Here is an 18040-nt window from a genome sequence, read left to right on the forward strand (position 1 = left end):
GAGGGTTGTCCGATGAGTATCGGTCAACAAGCAGATAAGACTGCGCAAACCTTAATTTATCCGGTTTATGAACAAAATGTAGAGCGGATCTTGGATCTGCCGCAAGTCGGGCAGCTGTTCGATTCGTCTGTATTGCGACCACATATGGGCGCCAAAGATGCAATAACGTGGTTCTATGGTCGCCTCGGACAACCGGATGTTGTTATCGTAGGTATGGGTGAGGCTGCGCTTATTCACCCTGTTCGGATTAGGGAAGCAGCCGGCAACACAGGAAGAGCAGCGGCTAAGGAGAAGTGTAGTAGTGTGCATGTTTCTTTCCAAGCGCTATGGGATGGAAATACAACATCCGGTCAAGAAGCAGAAGCGATATCGGCATGGGTGGAAGGTTGGAAACTGGGAACTTATTCCTTCGATAAATATAAGACGAAGTCAGAGAAGCAAGAAATCCCGATCCTTTCTTTCGATGGACAGTTGAGCTTGCAGATCCAAGAGGCCATTCGCCGAGGTGAAATTCATGCTGAGGGCACGATATGGGCACGCGATCTTGCGAATGAACCAGCCAACTATTTGCGCCCGTTAGTATTAGCGGACAAAGTGATGGATCGTTTTGCCGGTACTGGTGTAGAGATTAATGTGTTCACTGGCGAGGAGTTGGAGAGACAAGGCTTTGCCGGCGTAATAGCGGTTGGTAAAGGAAGCACATATTCGCCTGCATTTATCGAGCTTCGTTATTGTACGGATGAATCAAAGCCGCTTACGGCGCTGATTGGCAAAGGAATTTCGTTCGACACCGGGGGAATCAGCCTTAAACGTGATCATGATATTAGCAGTATGAGGATGGATATGGCCGGAGCAGCAGGTGTGCTTGGAGCGCTGGATATCGTCGTTAAGAGTGGTGCGTCCGCCAATATAGCGGTGTTAGTGCCGACTGCGGAGAACGTTATATCAGGGAACTGCTTGCTGCCAAGCGATGTGATCCAATATGCGAACGGCCTTACCGTTCAAGTAGGCAATACCGATTCGGAAGGCCGACTCGTTCTCGCTGACGCGTTGATCCATGCCCATCGTATTGGAGCAGCGGAAGCGATCGATATGGCGACGTTAACTTATGCCGTCGTCGGCGCACTTGGAACTAAGATTGCGGGTATTTTCGGCGATGACGAGCTGGTGGGTATGTGTAAAAATGCAGGTGAGCCATTCGGCGAGAAAGTGTGGCAGCTGCCATTGGTAGATGAATACGAATCGTACTTGGATAGCACATATGCCGATGTCTGTAATATCAGCAGCGGTGATGGCGCAGGTGCAATTACAGCGGCGTTGTTCTTACGCAAGTTTGTTCATCCTTCATTGAAATGGGCACATATCGACATGAACGGTCCAAAAGATTCATCCTCCGCCAGAGGCCAGCAGGCTATCGGAGCGACAGGCTTCGGCGCGAGGATGCTGGCTACCTTTGTAATGTCGAGAGAAAAAGGAGGGTAATACTCCTCTTTATTATTTTTTTGTAAACGCAAACAAATACATATATAACATAAAACAACAAGTGGGTGAGCGTTGTATCGAATATTTTATCAAATTCATGCAGGAGGTTATTTATGTTAAGTATGAGAAATAAGAGATTGGTTAGCATGATCTTGATTATGAGTTTGTGGATTAGCGGTATCAGTATCGGTTTTCCTAATGTTATTACTTATGCTGACGATAGCAGTCAACCTGCTACGGAATCCGGTTTAGTTGGTGAATGGAAATTTGACGAAGTGTCGATGGATGGCATATCTCCGGACACGTTGAAGCGGAATAATGCTAACCTTACCGACGCTGCAATAGGAAGCGGCAAGGTAGGTAAAGCCTTATTGTTAAATGGTTATCTTAGTTATGCTACAGTACCGAATCAGAATTTAATAAATACAGGCAGCGATTTCTCCATGAGCTTGCTTGTCAATTTCAATTCACCCTATACAAACAGAGACGTTGTCATTGTTCAGCAGCAAGGTGAGGGCGGAGAAACGCTGCTGTTACGTCGAGCTGATGGTAGATTACAATCCTCTCTTGGCGGAAAAACGACTATCGGAGCGACATTAATTGAGCCTAAAAAGTGGTACCATGTTGCCCTTAGCAGAGAGGGTGATCAGGTTAAGCTTTATGTCAACGGTGCGTTCGAAACTGCTTCGGACGATACGTTATTAGTATCGAATAGTGGTGACTTTCGGATTGGAGCTGACCGAGAGCCGGAAGTGACAAATGCGTGGCCGGGGCTCATCGACGAATTCAAGATTTATGACAAAGCTCTGACAGATGAGGAAATGAAACAGGTTCCGGGTTTTAATTGGCCTATTATTTCGTTAAACGGTAATTCGGAAATGAGTTTATCTTTGAACGATACCTATGTGGAGAGCGGAGCACAGGCAACCGATTCAAAGGACGGAGATATTACGGCCGATATTCAAACGACTGGTCTTGTCGATACGAGTAAAGGCGGCATCTACAAAGTGAACTATACGGTATCTAACCAAGCAGGAGATTTGGTTACCAAAGTGCGGACTGTAACTGTTATTCCACCAAAAACGTTATCTCGCGCTAGCAGAGTATTGATCGAAAAAGGGCTGCAAATGCAGACGTGGATGACAACGGATCAATCAGGTCGGAAATACGCTAGTGCAGAGGAATGGAAAAACAGTCATTTTACCACAGCTACCTATTACGAATATCCGGGCTATAACCAAGCGTTCCATAACAATGTGCCAGAAGCCCAATGGTCGTATGTAAAAGGGGCATTCGGGGATGGCTTGAAGGGCGGTCCGAATGACAATGATATGAAGGGCTTTCTGAGTGATGCGCAAAAAGCTAATGTAAATAAGCTGATTACGATATCTTTTGGAGATGAAGAAAGCTACAGCGAAGAGATCTTGGAAACCTTTACGGAATGGTTCAAACTGAGCCACACACTTTATCCGAATGTCCTTGCTCACAGCAACCAGCAATCGCGTCAATGGCAAAGGGACGATTATGAAACGTATATTCGTACGGCCGAACCGGACCTGCTCACTTTCGACGATTATTTATTCTCAACTAGAGGTTCGGACAATAATCTATTTACAACAATCGTCAATAACATTAATGACCAAAGAACGATTGCACTGAAGGGCTATGACGGAACCGGGCAAAGTCCGATCGCTTTCGGGCAATATTTACTTGGCTTCAAGACAGGCGAGATTCCTGCAGATGTAGGTCCATATATTATCACTGAATCTCAAATATATGGCGTTCCGTTCGCCACATTGACGATGGGCGGCAAATGGCTCAGCATGTTCCGTTGGGAATATGATAGCAACACTTTCTTGTTTTTTGACAAGGATGGTAAACCTACAAAGCAATATGCGCAATATGCCGAAATGGCAAGGCAAATAAACAATCTTGGACCACATCTCGTACGGCTGAATAGCACAGATGTCTCTATTTTACCGGGACAACATAAGGATTCAAACGGAAATGTAGTCAAAAATCTAACGCCGAGAGAAACACCAATATTCGATAAGAGTACCCAGTCGAAGCATCCTTATTTAAGGAGCGTAGTTTCGAAAAACACCAGCGTTCAAGGCGGACTTAATGGTGATGTTCTGCTTGGTTTTTTTGAACCACTGCCAGGTACGGAGTCCTTTTTCAACTCCACAGACATGGAATATTTTATGGTCATGAATGGACTGAACTCAGGTAACGGTAAAACGGTAGAGCAGCACGGTGAAGGTGCGGAGACGGAACAGACGATCAAAGTACAATTAAATCTAGCAAAATACAGTAAGGATGCTATTAAGAGAGTAAGCAGACTTACAGGAAATCTTGAACCCGTTGAATTGACGCCAATTGGTGGAAGCCTTTATCAATTAGAAGTCGTCCTTAACGGGGGAGTAGCGGATTTGTTCCAATTGGATAAAACAAAAGTAAATCTTGACTACATTGCTGCGGATTCTATAAGTCTTCCTGAGACACTCATACTGAATGCAGGAGAAATGAAAGCAATAGAAGCAGTTGTTTTACCAGCAGGAGCGACCGAGAAAAGTGTGGATTGGTACACATCGAATGAACAGATCGCGACAGTAGACAGTAATGGAAATGTAACTGCGATAGCTGGAGGGAAAGCAGTTATTACGGCAATTAGTGTCGATGGAAACAAAAAGGCAACCACTAACATCACGGTTTCTAGTGATATTGTTCCTGTAACTGGAATTAAAGTTACCCCATCCACTGGAACGCTCTACACGAATGATACGATGAAGTTGACGGCTGAGATCTTACCGAACAATGCAACGAACAAAACATACGATTGGTCCAGCAACAACGTTGATGTAGCTGCCGTGGATCAAAGTGGTAAAGTCTTTGCGAAGTTACCGGGCTCGGCTGAGATTACGGCCAAAACATCAGATGGACTATTTTACGCTAAAAGCACAATTACGGTGTTGGATGCAAACAGCGAAGCGTCATTGTCAGCGTTAGTCGTTAGTGGAGGAAAAGAGGATTTTGTTTTCAATAGTGAGATATACGATTATACAACAAAGATCAATACAAAAGATGATGAAATTACGATTCAGCCACGACTGAAAAACAAAAAAGGCACGATGACAGTAAACGATATTCCAGTCATTAGTGGACAGCTGGTTACAGCGAAGCTGCCGATGGGAAATAGTAAGATCGTTATCGTGGCCAAAGCAGCGGATGGAATTACAACAAAAACCTATACGCTAACGGTAAAACGAAACAAAAATGTAGCGCTTGAAGCTACGGTTGTAAGTGCGACATATTTGAATAAAGATGGAGAGGAACCTACCAAACTAAGAAACGATTATGATAACTCAAGTGAGCATCCTCCGCTAAAGTTTGCTGACGGGGATGTGGAGACGTATTTCCAAAGTGTAGCGAATACAAACCTAAACCCCAAAGGTGAGTTTAGTCCAGCGCATCGGATTATGCTGCAATGGAACGATGATAATCTTCAAGATTTTAATAAGCTGGTTCTGGTCGTCAATAAAGCACAGCAGCAAGGTTTAACCGTCATGGATACTCAAACATCCGTAGATGGAACCTCATGGCAGGAGCTTAATTCTAAAGCCTACAAACCGACATGGCAAACAGACAGCCCTGACATTTACGAGAGTGTAACCATTGATCTGCCGAATTATAAGGAATATTACGGTGAAGGTTATAAAGGGTTGAAAGGATTCTATTTGCTGCTGTGGGCAGCAAATTTAAATACCGATCATAAATATGCCATCAGCGAGTTTGAACTGTACAATGAGCAAGATGCAACGGAGCCTGTTGAACTGACTTTAGGCGAAATACCTGGCACTGATCCTGAGAATTCAGTAGTTGCTGATTGGGTATTTTCAGAAGCAAATGTGCAGTCTGGAACATCTATCGAAGCAGGCAATTTGGTTATTAAAGATAGGAGCGGCAAGGGCAATGATCTTAAAATGGCCGTTGCTGGAACTCCGAGAGACAATAGACTGTCATTTACTGATGACGGTGCTCTTGATTTTGCAAATGAGAAAAAAGATGGCCAATATTTGACTACAGTAGAAGGCGCCCCAATCAATACGCTAACTTTTGATAAAGGTTTTACGATTGAAGCAGAATTTAAGCTTGGCTCCAGTATTAATAACTGGATGGGGATATTGACCCGTCAAGGGAATAACACTTTTGATCCTGGGGAACAGGAGCCGCTATCAACGCTATCTATTTCAAACGTTCGAGAGGTTCAATGGGCGAGTACGCATGGGAACTCGAGCTCGAATGTACTCCAATCGAACTGGTCGAACTCACTTTCAGCTATTAAAGCATGGGCTCAGTCAGATGAATACACACACGTTGCGATCGTGAATGATGGCTCGAAGACAATTTTATTCGTAAATGGTGTAGAATCCATTCGCAATCCTCAGACTGACGAAATCATTAATGGGATTGCAGCGGAAGCGGGCAAGGGGTGGAATGTTGGAGCTTATGAATGGGATAGAGCGCCTGACAGCCTCTTTTTAGGGAAAATCAAACATATCCGGATATCCAATAAAGCATTGGAGAAGGACCAATTCATTAAAACGGAGTTCAATTATACGGTAAACTATGGGACGAACAATGATCTTCCGATGTTTGCGCAAGATACGTATACGTTTGCGATCATCCCAGATCCACAGTATGTGGTGCAATCCAAACCGGAAATTCTTGAGAAACAACTACAATTTATTGCAGACAATTATCAAAGCAAGAATATCGCCATGACGGTGAATGTTGGCGACACGACCCAAAGCAGCACGGCTAAAGAATGGGCTTCCGCTGATAAAGCATTTAAGATTTTTGATAATGCCAAAGTACCTTATATTGTTACTCGCGGTAACCACGATTTGAATGGTACTGGTTATGTAGACACTATGGGTCCCAAAAGATTTGCCGGCACTGAACACTTCAAGGGCGCTTCGCCTTCAGGATTAAGTACCTACTCGATCATAACCGCCGGCAGCTACCAGTATATGTTCCTTGCGGTAGACTCAGTGGGGAACAATTCGAGTAATACGGCAGAAAGAAACTGGGCAAAAATGGTGCTTAATGAGAACCCGAAAATCCCAACCGTCATTTTCTCGCATAATATTATGACTATCGATGACAATGGTCAAGTGAGCGAAGGCGGTCAGGGCGGCTTATTCTGGAGAGACCTTGTCGAGAATTATGATCAAGTATTCATGATGGTAGGCGGACATATTAGCGGTGCTGGTCTGAATGTGAAAAAGAAGGCCAATGGAAAAGAAGTGTTGCAAGTGTTAACTGATTATCAATCGGATATCGCTGGTGGAAACGGTTGGACATCTTTTTTTGAATTTGATGAAAAGTCAAAGGAGATTCGTGTGAAGACGTTCTCGCCATATGTAGACAGCATTCCGGTAGATGAGCGTTCATACCTTGACACGAAGTTCCTGACAGGTCCCGGAGATATGTACACCATTCCATTCAATTTCAGCAGCAGATTTAATTTTGCAAAAAATGATATCATTGATGTAATACCTGACATGACAAACGTCAAAGGTTCAATTAAATTACCTGTGCCGAACGTTGATCCTATAACAGGAAAAGCCAAGGCAGTGGTAGAAGAGAGAGACTGGAATAAAGCGCTTAGTACATCTTCAACTGATGATAATGGTGTGAAAACCGTTAAAGTCGAAGTGCCGAAAGCGGATAAAGCAAAAGCGTATGTAGTTGAGCTTCCGAAAGCAGCACTTACTTCTGATCAAGCAACTCATTTGATAGAGATTACGACTGCATTTGGAACAATAACTGTACCTGCCAACATGCTAAAGAGACAGGATTTGTCCGGAGCGAAGACGGTAGCGCTGGTTATTGCCAACGTAGATAAAACATCGCTTGATCGAGCTTTACAGGAACAGATTGGCGATAGACCGATCATTGAAGTTGATTTGTATATCGATGGAGCTAAGGTTACTTGGAATAATCCACAGGCTCGAGTGAAAATTTCAGTACCTTATACAGCGTCAGATGCCGAGTTGGCCGATTCGGAGCATATTGTAGCAGGGTACATTAATAACATGGATAACGCGAACGCTGTACCTAACAGCAAATATGAGCCATCTACAAAAACGGTTACTTTTACGACGACTCATTTCAGCAAGTACGCAATAATGTTTATTCACAAAACATTCGATGATCTCGAGAACGTAAAATGGGCTAAAAAGCAAATCGAAGTGCTGGCATCCAAAGGGATTATCAATGGCACGTCTGTAACAAAGTACAATCCGTCAGCTACAATAACAAGGGCGGACTTTATTGTCCTACTTGTTAAGGCGCTTGCTTTAACAGCTCCAATCGATACGAATTTCGACGACGTAAGTTCTTCTTCCTATTATTATAATGAAGTGATGATCGCCAAAAAGCTTGGCATTACTAATGGCAGCGGAGACAATAAATTTAATCCGCTTCAACCGATTACTAGACAGGACGCGTTCGTTCTACTGCATAAATCTATGCAGGTTTCCGGTATGAAGTTGAACGCGGGCACGTCAGCTGAGCTGGATCGTTTTATCGACAAAACGAAGGTTGCGAGTTATGCGATGGAAAGCTTGACGGTGATGGTTGAAAATGGAATCGTCAAAGGAAATGGGAATTCCATTCTTCCGCTGGCTCCTCTATCTAGAGCAGAATCGGCTGTAATTTTGTATAACATGATCAATAAATAATAAATGAAGGAGTGCCGCTCGCGTTGAACAGGGCGGCTCTTCTTTTTTTGCAATGACTGAATGTGAATGGTGATGAATGTATAATGAAAGGGTTTTCAACATTTTCGATTTAGTTGAGGAAAGTAATTTTTAGCGGCTATTGTAAAACGGGTTAGAATCTATTATACTGACTTCAATTACAGTATGGTAGCGATACCAGAAAACGCCTTTGTCCTTTTATGGTATCGCTACCATACGGATTACAGAACAAAATTGATGAGCTACAGGATAATTGCAACATGAAAGGAGTGTTTATATGGAAATGATGGAGATCCAAGGTGTGAACAAGCCGATGTCCCGGTTGGTTATGGGAACGGGAGATCTAAGAATATTGGACGATGCGAAGCGGTTGATGCTTGATGCTTACATTGAAGCCGGCGGCAATATGTTTGATACCGCCCATCAGTACAGAGGGAAAGAGCAGATTTTGGGACAGTGGCTGGCGGAGAAGAAGATCAGGGAAAAAGTAGTGATTATGAACAAAGGAGCCCATCACGATGATGGGAGTCCAGGGCCACGGGTAAATCCACAAGCCATCCGGAAGGATCTGGCCGAGAGCTTGGAGAGACTGGGAACAGATTATATCGATCTATACGCACTTCATAGAGATGATCCGACCGTCGAGGTTGGACCGATCATGGAAGAATTGAACGAGCAGCTTGAGACGAAGAAGATTCGCGCGATTGGAGCATCGAATTGGTCATATCAGCGCATTCAGGAAGCGAATGAATACGCGGCGGCGCATCAATTAGTGGGATTCACGTTTAGCAGTACGAACCTGAGTCTTGCCAAGGCGAAAGAGGCAAGGTGGGAGGGCTGTGTGTCTGCTGATGAGGAAACCTGCAATTATCATGAGCGTAACCAACTGCCACTATTGTCATGGTCCTCTCAGGCAGGCGGGTTTTTCTCAGGCCATTTCACGCCAGACAATCTCTCAAATTCGGAAATGGTGAGAGTATATTACAACGACAACAACTGGGAGCGATACCGACGTGCGGTGAAGCTAGCGGAGCTGAAGCAGGTAACACCGATTCAAATCTCATTATCTTATGTTCTTCATCAACCTTTCCCGACATGTGCGATCATCGGACCGCGCAACCTTGATGAGCTTCATGACTCAGTTATGGCTATGAATCTACCATTAACTTCTGGGGAAGTCGAATGGCTGGATTTGAAAAAGGAGGAGATAACGGAATGATCAAACATCAATTGGCGGCTCAGCTCTACACCTTAAGAAACGAAGTGAAGAAGGATTTTCCAGCGGTATTGAAGCAATTGAGTGAAATGGGCTGGGCGGCCGTTCAGATCGACGGGCTGCACGGATATGAAGCACGAGAAATTGCTGCGGTGATGAAGGAACTCGGATTACGAACCGCTGGCATGCATGTAGGGCTGGAACGAATGAAGTTTGATTTAGAAACTGTGCTGGAAGAGGCTCGCTTGTTCGATACGAAAGACTTCATCTGTCACTCACTGCCGGATGGGCTGCAAAATCCAGAAGGGTATGCAAGCGTGAAGAAAGACTTGCTTGAAGTCGCTGCTAAAGTTGAGGGCACGGAATATCGCGTTGGCTATCATAATCATGATTTTGAATTTCATACATCCATAGATGGTAAATTTGCGCTTGAATACTTGCTCGATGATCCGGCCATTTACGCTGAGATTGATACGTACTGGGTTCGCAAAGCTGGTCAAGATCCTTTGTCCTTCATCCAGAATTATGCGAATCGTATGCCGATCCTTCATCTGAAGGATATGACTGCGGACAGCAGACAGACATTCGCTGAGATCGGATCAGGGGTCATTGATTTTTCTCCGATCCTCCAGTGGGGATTGCGAAGCGGCGTTGAGTGGTTTGCAGTAGAGCAGGATTACTGCTCGGGAAGTCCGATGGACAGTCTGGCTACTAGCTTGGAATACTTATTGAATTTGGAAAAAACGCTCGATTAAGCTTGAAGCCCGCATCTGAATAATCGGAACAGCGGGCTTTTTCTTATCCATTCTATAATGAACCGAGGTTTTGCTGATGAAAACGATTCGCTTGACTATGGCGCAGGCTTTGCTGCGATTTCTGGATCAACAGTATTTGTCTGTAGATGGTGAAGAAATTAAGTTCGTTCGTGGTGTTATGGGCATCTTCGGACATGGTAATGTCACAGGCATCGGCGAAGCCCTTGAGCGAGAAACCACTGAGTTATTGTTCGTGCAGGGCAAGAACGAACAAGGTATGGTTCATGCTGCTACAGCTTTCGCTAAACAGAAGAACCGCCGTCAGATCTTTGCCTGCACGACCTCAATCGGTCCGGGAGCACTCAATATGATGACTGGCGCCGCAACCGCAACGGTTAACCGTATACCTGTGCTGTTACTGCCTGGCGATAACTTTGCTTCCCGCCAGCCTGACCCCGTGCTACAGCAATTGGAGGTTCCGAGTGATTACTCCATATCGGCGAACGATCCGTTCAAGGCGGTCAGCAAGTTTTGGGATCGCATCGTCCGCCCGGAACAGCTGATGTCGTCGCTTCTACAAGCGATGCGTGTTCTGACCGATCCAGTAGAAACCGGAGCGGTTACGTTAGCGCTGCCGCAGGACGTTCAAGCGGAAGCCTATGATTATCCTGCACGCTTCTTTGAGAAGCGTATCCATTTCCTGCAGCGCCGTCCAGCGGAGCAGGATGCCATTTTACGTGCGGCAGATTTGATCATGTGCAAGAAAAAGCCTTTGATCATCGCAGGGGGAGGCGTTCACTACGCGGATGCGACGAAAGAGCTTCTTGATTTTGCAGAAGCATTCGGCATTCCGATAGCTGAGACGCAGTCGGGCAAAAGCGCGGTTCCGTGGAATCATCCACTTGGCCTTGGCGGAGTTGGTACTACCGGCACACTGGCGGCGAACCGGGTAGCTGCCGAAGCAGACTTGATCATCGGCGTCGGTACACGATTTTCTGATTTCACGACTGCATCCAAATCCGCTTTTCGTAGTCCAGATGCCACATTTCTGAACTTGAACGTGAGTTCATTTGATGCGGTCAAGATGGAGGCGGAGTCGGTCACCGCGGACGCGAAGGTGGCGCTTGTCGCATTGCAGATGGAATTAACGGATCGTAGATTCAGCTCCAGTTATGCTGACGGTTATATCCACGAGTTGAAAGCGGAGTGGGACGGTGAAGTTGATCGTCTCTACTCCTTGGAGAGTGTCGATGGGTTAACACAGACAAGAGCGCTCGGTATCATCAATGGATTCATCGAGTCGAAGGACGTTGTCGTTGGCGCTGCTGGCAGCCTTCCGGGCGATCTGCATCGTGTCTGGCGTGTGACTGAACCGAACACTTATCACTTGGAATATGGCTTTTCATGCATGGGGTATGAGATAAGCGGCGCTTTTGGCGTTGCACTTGCGGAACCGGAGCGTGAAGTGTATGCGTTAGTTGGTGATGGGAGTTACCTCATGCTGCACTCAGAGCTGATTACGGCAATCCAAGAGGGCGTGAAGCTGACCATTCTACTATTCGATAACAACGGGTTTCAATGCATTCATAACTTGCAGCGCGGTCACGGCAGTGACGGCTTCGGCAATGAATTCCGCTTCCGATCCAAAGAGACAGGACGGTTAGATGGACCTTATATGCCGATCGACTTCACTTTACTTGCCCGCGGTTTGGGGGCAGCCTCTTATAAAGCTTCCTCTGCGAAGGAACTGGAGCAAGCGCTGCATGACGCAAAAGCGGAGCAAGGACCTGTGCTGGTGGAAATTAAGGTGCTTCCGGGAACGAATACGGATGGTTATGACTCATGGTGGAACGTCGGCGTACCTGAGGTTTCTGTGAGCGACAAAGTATGGAAGGCGCATGAGCGGATGCAGCAAAACATCAGTGCGGCGCGTCCTTATTAGATGGAAAGAAGGGGATACGATGGATACGATTACTTTTGCGGACGATAAGGATTTGGATTTTGTAGCGATCGGTCGTCTATGTATTGATTTGAACGCTAATGAAATCAATCGTCCTATGGAAGAAACGATGACATTCACCAAATACGTCGGTGGGTCACCGGCCAACATCTGCATCGGTATGTCGCGAATGGGCATGAAAACAGCGTTTATCGGTAAGGTTGCTGATGATCAGATGGGTCGATTCATCGGTCAATACCTGCGTAATAACGGTATAGACACTTCAGGTATCACCACGGATCGAACCGGCGCGGTTACCGGACTTGCTTTTACAGAAATCAAAAGCCCAGAGGAATGCAGTATACTGATGTACCGCAGCAATGTGGCAGATTTATTGCTTGCGCCTGAAGAAGTAGACGAATCGTTGATCAATCGAAGCAAGGTGCTGCTCGTATCCGGTACGGCGCTGGCACAAAGCCCATCCCGCGAGGCGGTTCTTCTTGCTCTCCGTTACGCTCGTAAACACGGTACGAAGGTGATATTCGATATCGATTACCGTCCATATACGTGGGCATCCCCCGAGGAAACGGCCATTTATTATCATATGGCAGCAGAAAAAAGCGATATTATTATCGGCACGCGTGAGGAATTCGATATGTTGGAGCAGTTCGACGGCAACCCTGAACGCAGCGACGAAATAACTGCCGCGCAATGGTTCGGTTACCACGCTGAAATCGTCGTCATCAAGCACGGCAAAGAAGGATCGATCGCTTATGGCAAAAACGGCAGCTCACAGCGGGGTTCTATTTTCCCGGCTAAGGTTATCAAAACATTCGGAGCAGGCGACTCGTATGCGGCAGGTTTCATTTATGGACTTATGCAAGGATGGGATGTCAGCCGCAGTATGACATTTGGCAGCGCGTCAGCTTCCATTGTTATTTCTAGTCATAGCTGCTCGGACGCCATGCCGACAGTCATGCAGGTTGAACAATATATGCTTTCTTCCAAACAAGCTTAGTTGAAGAGGAGAACAACAATTATGACCCAAATGAAAGCATTTATGCCATTATCGAATTTTATTGGAGGCGAATGGATCGCATCCACTTCAGGCAAGACGGAACCAGTGTTCAATCCAGCGACCGAAGAAATTTTGGCTTACGTTCCGCTGTCGTCCAAGGATGAAGTTGATCTAGCTGTCCGAAATGCGAAAGAAACGTTTAAAACATGGAGTAAGACACCGGTACCACGCCGAGCTCGAATTCTTTTCAAATATCAACAGCTGTTAGTCGAACATTGGGAAGAGCTTGCGCAGATCATTACATTGGAGAACGGAAAAAACTATCAAGATGCTCATGGGGAAGTAATGCGCGGCATTGAATGCGTTGAATTCGCTGCCGGGGCGCCAACTCTCATGATGGGCAAACAGCTTCCAGACATCGCCACGAATGTGGAGTCGGGCATGTACCGGTATCCGATCGGGGTTGTGGGCGGAATTACACCTTTTAACTTCCCAATGATGGTACCCTGCTGGATGTTCCCGCTTGCAATCGCGTGCGGCAATACGTTTGTCCTGAAGCCCTCCGAGCGGACGCCGCTTCTTGCGAATCGACTGGTGGAGCTGTTTAAGGAAGCGGGTTTGCCGGATGGCGTGCTGAATCTGGTACATGGTTCGCACGATGTCGTAAATGGTCTGCTAGAGCATCCGGACGTCATTGCGATTTCGTTTGTTGGCTCCCAGCCGGTCGCGGAATATGTGTATAAGACCGCAACCGCGCAAGGGAAACGGGTTCAGGCGCTTGCCGGCGCCAAGAACCATACGATCGTCATGCCGGATGCCGACATGGACGCAGCGGTGACACAGATCATTAACGCGGCATTTGGCTCTGCGGGTGAGCGCTGTATGGCATGTGCTGTCGTCGTTTCCGTTGGCAAAACGTCCGAAACTTTGATTGATAAACTGGTCGCTGCAGCTGACAAATTAATCATTGGTAATGGCATGGATAAAGATGTTTTTCTAGGGCCGGTTATCCGCGGTCCGCACAAGGAGCGTACGCTGGGCTATATTGCGACAGGCATAGAAGAGGGAGCACTACTGCTTCGCGACGGACGTACTGATGCGGCATCAAATGGCGGAGGGTATTTCGTCGGCCCGACGATTTTTGATCATGTAACATGTGAGATGAAGATTTGGAAGGACGAAATATTTGCTCCCGTGCTATCGGTTGTCCGGGTGGATACACTGGAAGAGGCGATTGAACTTGCCAATCGTTCAGAACTGGCGAACGGAGCGTGCATTTTCACTCAAAATGGCAGTAATGTTCGTCAATTCCGTGAAACTATCGACGCGGGTATGCTTGGCGTAAATTTGGGTGTACCTGCCCCAATGGCGTTTTTCCCTTTCTCTGGTTGGAAGAAATCGTTCTACGGTGATTTGCATGCTAACGGTTCAGACGGTGTCGAGTTTTTTACGAGAAAGAAAATGGTCACCTCCCGCTGGTAAGCGATTGGTTAGCAGGAGGATCGGATGATTCTGATCCTCCTGTTAAAATGCTAGGACAATGAATCGAAATACTAGAAGGGAGGCATTTGGAAAATGAATGAACTGATTGTAAAACCGAACCAAACTCCCGACCAGGAAGGTAATACTCTCCGGATTACTCCAGAATCTGCGGGGTGGGAATATGTTGGTTTTGAAGTGTTTACGCTAGATTCCGGACAATCACTGAGCCGTCGGACAGAGGAACGGGAAGCTTGCGTTGTCCTGCTTAGAGGAAAGGCTGACGTTTCCACTGCGAAGTCGGAATGGAAGAACATCGGCCGCCGCATGCATGTTTTTGAGAAAATTCCTCCCTATTCCGTGTACGTTCCTTCTGATGATACGTTCACCATTACCGCGCTAACTGACCTGCAAATTGCTGTATGCTGGGCACCCAGCAGCGGTACACACGCAGCAAGATTGATCGAATCTGGTCATGTTGGGGTTGAAAATCGTGGAGAGGGCAGTACGCAGCGGCTCGTTCATAATATTTTGCCGGAAACCGCAGATGCTGACAGTCTGCTCGTCGTAGAAGTGTTTACGCCTGCCGGTCATTGGTCCAGCTTCCCTCCGCACAAGCATGACCGTGATAATCTGCCCGAGGAATCACTCTTAGAAGAAACGTATTATTATCAAGTTCAGCCAGAACAAGGTTTTGCGGTACAGCGTGTCTACACAGACGATCGTTCATTGGACGAGACGTTGACTGTGGGTAACGGTGAAGTTGTACTTGTACCAAAGGGTTACCACCCGGTATCTGCCCCTCCAGGTTATGATGTATATTATTTGAACGTAATGGCGGGCCCAGTTCGTATTTGGAAGTTCTATAACGATCCGGATCACGCTTGGTTGATGCCGAAGCCACGATAAGATATAAATAAATCAAGAATTAAGATGCTACTATTGAAAGAGAGCTAAGCCATTTATAATGAAGGCATAGCTCTTTTTTCTGGTGCGCTCAGCATGGTCAGAAGAAATGAGCAGCACACGTGTCGCTAATTTCACCAATAGTGGCTAATCAGCCTCGAATAAACTTTACTTACATATAACTTACCAATAAAATATGTTACAGGAGCGAACAGTGGTTTAGGGTTTGGAACAACTTGGCATTGGCTGAAAGAGGGGCAACAGTTATCCTTGCTGTCCGGAACATGGATAAAGGAAAAGCAGCAGTGGCCCCAAAAGGCTGCCCCTTAAATTTCGCCGTAAGAGTGATACGCTGAATCGTATTACAAATAAGGACAAGTTTTTTGGAAATAATGAGATAAAAGGAGAGATGGAAATGTCCCATATCGTTGATTTTAATAAGGTGTCTACGGTTGGTTTAGAGTCTTCACCTGTAGTAGAAGCGCTTGCTGGTTTGCGTGCTAATGAAGCCCGTTACTTTATGAACAAATACAAGCATGAATTTATGGTTGTATCAGCTAGTGAAAGTCAGGAGACCCTTGATTATGTGAACCGAATTTTGAAAGATCGTGATATTGAGTTTGCAGCCAAACCATTAGAAACGTCACGTTTTCAAGTGGAAAATATTAAATTTGCTTACGTCTTTTATGAGGATGGTCTTGAGGTCAACGTCATGTACACGGTTGATGACCCTAAGAAGCGGGCCGTTGGTTTTAAGCTTTCTGAGGGAATGGAGATACCAAAGGAATTAGAAGGGAAGTTTAAGTTTGCTAGGCAGAAGTCTAAACTAGCTGGAACAATTCGGGGTTCGTTTTTTGTAATTAAAGGAGAATATTAAAGTAAGCAAAAGAGCAATTGGAAGAATTCATCCGCTTTTTCTATTTGCAAAAAAGATGCGAGATCAAAGAAAGGGTCATCCCGCAAAAGGATGGCCTTAAATCTTGCCGTTACAGACAGCACTAATATGAAGCCGTACGGTAGTTTCTTTTTTGTTGGGTTTTAACACTAAAAAGCTACAGGTGTGGGATAGGACTCTCAACTCCTATCTAAACCCTATAGTGATCATCATGAGTACGGACCACCCTTCGGGGTGGTTTTTTTTTTTAGAAAAAAAGAACCTCATTATTTCTATAAGAAGATTTTGTATCGTTAATTTCTTGTATTTCACCCCATCTAAAGTGAATGTGCGTGGTTCTGTTTGGTATGATTTTTTCTATAATAAGTTCTAAGAAATGCCCATTCCAAGAAGGTTGCTACAAGCCGGGATCTAAATTAAATAATAAGATTATTTGGAGGTAAGTTGATGATGCGAAGATCTATTTGAAGACTATCGCCCTTACATGTACACTTTTATTAATTTTTATTCCGAAGTTACAGTGAATAATCCAGACCTAATGAAAAGGTTACATTACCCACAAGCAGGAAGCTGCATATTTCAATCTTACTTGATGCCAGCGGCAGCAAGAGGGCACAGATTAATGGGAAATCAAAAATGGATTCTGCAAAAGAAGCAATTCAAAGTTTCGGGGATAAGTTGCCAAAAAATGCAGAGGTATCTTTGCGGGTTTATGGACATAAGGAACAAGAAGTCAGAAAGATAAAAAAGTATCCTGTAGCAGTACAGAAGAAATCTTTCATGGTCAAGGTGAGCAGACCATACAAATAAAAACAGTACTTCAAGATGTAGAACCAGCTGGATGGACACCAATTGCGAATGCCCTAGAATCCGTAAAACAAGATATTAATCCTGAAACTACGGATTCGATCGTCTATGTGGTAAGTGATGGAATTGAAACCTGTGGAGGCAATCCCGCACAGATTGCAAAAGAGCTTAACCAATCGAAGGTTAAGACCGTTGTGAATGAAGAAGGATTAAAAATATCTGAACAAAACGTATGATAAATTACGAGGCGAGTGGACGAGATGGAAAGAAAAAGGAGCAGGTGAGGCAAATATACAAAAAGAACAAAAACGGTCAAAGAACATTCTAATCAGCTAGCAGCCCTTAAGTATCTGGAAACAAAAAAAAGAGATGCTCTCCCAAAGAGTGAACTCTTTACAACGATTACGGAACGCAAAAATTTCGCATGGGGTTATGCTCGTGATACAGGAAAGCGTTTGTATGACGAAGTTTCAAAAAGTGGAAATAAGGTTTATAACAATATAACGGGTGAAGGAAATAAGATTATCGATGAATTGACTAATAAGAAAAATAATTAGCGGATGCGGCGTAATACATCTAGATTTGAGACCAGCGCCTTTTGCCACATTTTACAATGAATGTATATAATACTAGTATCCCGTGAGTAATAGGTTAGGTTGAATTTGCGGGTGTTACTCTATAAACCTCCGCTCCGATCGATCGATGACCATGATTTTCATGAATTCATTTATTAACTCATGGCCGGACCGTAGTCAAGGGAGACGTCCCGCTGCACG

General features: G+C 45.3%; 10 protein-coding genes. All 10 read left to right on the top strand.

The window, feature by feature from the left end:
* Positions 1-12: 12 nt before the first annotated feature.
* The 10 genes from AC787_RS08785 to AC787_RS34720 all read left to right on the top strand — a co-directional run bounded on the left by AC787_RS08785 (position 13) and on the right by AC787_RS34720 (position 17267).
* A complete protein-coding gene (locus tag AC787_RS08785; RefSeq protein WP_054024430.1) occupies positions 13-1482 on the top strand; it encodes a M17 family metallopeptidase in 1470 nt (489 codons plus the stop codon).
* Between the two features lie 113 nt (positions 1483-1595).
* Positions 1596-8231 (top strand): LamG-like jellyroll fold domain-containing protein, encoded by a 6636-nt coding sequence (locus tag AC787_RS08790; RefSeq protein WP_054024431.1) that lies wholly within the window; start codon positions 1596-1598, stop codon positions 8229-8231.
* A gap of 295 nt (positions 8232-8526) precedes the next feature.
* Positions 8527-9468: an aldo/keto reductase gene (locus AC787_RS08795; protein ID WP_054024432.1), complete on the top strand. Its 942-nt coding sequence runs from the start codon at positions 8527-8529 to the stop codon at positions 9466-9468.
* Complete coding sequence (locus AC787_RS08800; protein ID WP_235560930.1) at positions 9465-10220, top strand: sugar phosphate isomerase/epimerase family protein; 756 nt, start codon at positions 9465-9467, stop codon at positions 10218-10220. The genes AC787_RS08795 and AC787_RS08800 overlap by 4 nt, the downstream gene beginning before the upstream one ends.
* 76 nt (positions 10221-10296) lie before the next feature.
* On the top strand, positions 10297-12162 hold the full coding sequence (iolD, locus tag AC787_RS08805; RefSeq protein WP_054024433.1) for a 3D-(3,5/4)-trihydroxycyclohexane-1,2-dione acylhydrolase (decyclizing): 1866 nt from the start codon (positions 10297-10299) through the stop codon (positions 12160-12162).
* Between the two features lie 19 nt (positions 12163-12181).
* Entirely contained in the window at positions 12182-13177 is a 996-nt protein-coding gene (iolC, locus tag AC787_RS08810) for a 5-dehydro-2-deoxygluconokinase (protein WP_054024434.1), read from the top strand.
* Between the two features lie 30 nt (positions 13178-13207).
* Positions 13208-14659 carry a CoA-acylating methylmalonate-semialdehyde dehydrogenase gene (locus tag AC787_RS08815; RefSeq protein WP_414730975.1) on the top strand — a complete coding sequence of 484 codons (1452 nt, stop codon included), beginning with the start codon at positions 13208-13210 and terminating at the stop codon, positions 14657-14659.
* Positions 14660-14752: 93 nt separating this feature from the next.
* Entirely contained in the window at positions 14753-15565 is an 813-nt protein-coding gene (iolB, locus tag AC787_RS08820) for a 5-deoxy-glucuronate isomerase (protein WP_054024436.1), read from the top strand.
* 412 nt (positions 15566-15977) lie between these two features.
* Entirely contained in the window at positions 15978-16439 is a 462-nt protein-coding gene (locus tag AC787_RS08825; RefSeq protein WP_054024437.1) for a hypothetical protein, read from the top strand.
* A 654-nt stretch (positions 16440-17093) separates the two neighbouring features.
* Positions 17094-17267: a hypothetical protein gene (locus AC787_RS34720; RefSeq protein WP_235560931.1), complete on the top strand. Its 174-nt coding sequence runs from the start codon at positions 17094-17096 to the stop codon at positions 17265-17267.
* Positions 17268-18040: the final 773 nt, after the last annotated feature.

Origin of the sequence: Bacillus sp. FJAT-28004 (genome assembly GCF_001280845.1) — a bacterium.
Taxonomy (GTDB): domain Bacteria; phylum Bacillota; class Bacilli; order Paenibacillales; family Paenibacillaceae; genus Pristimantibacillus.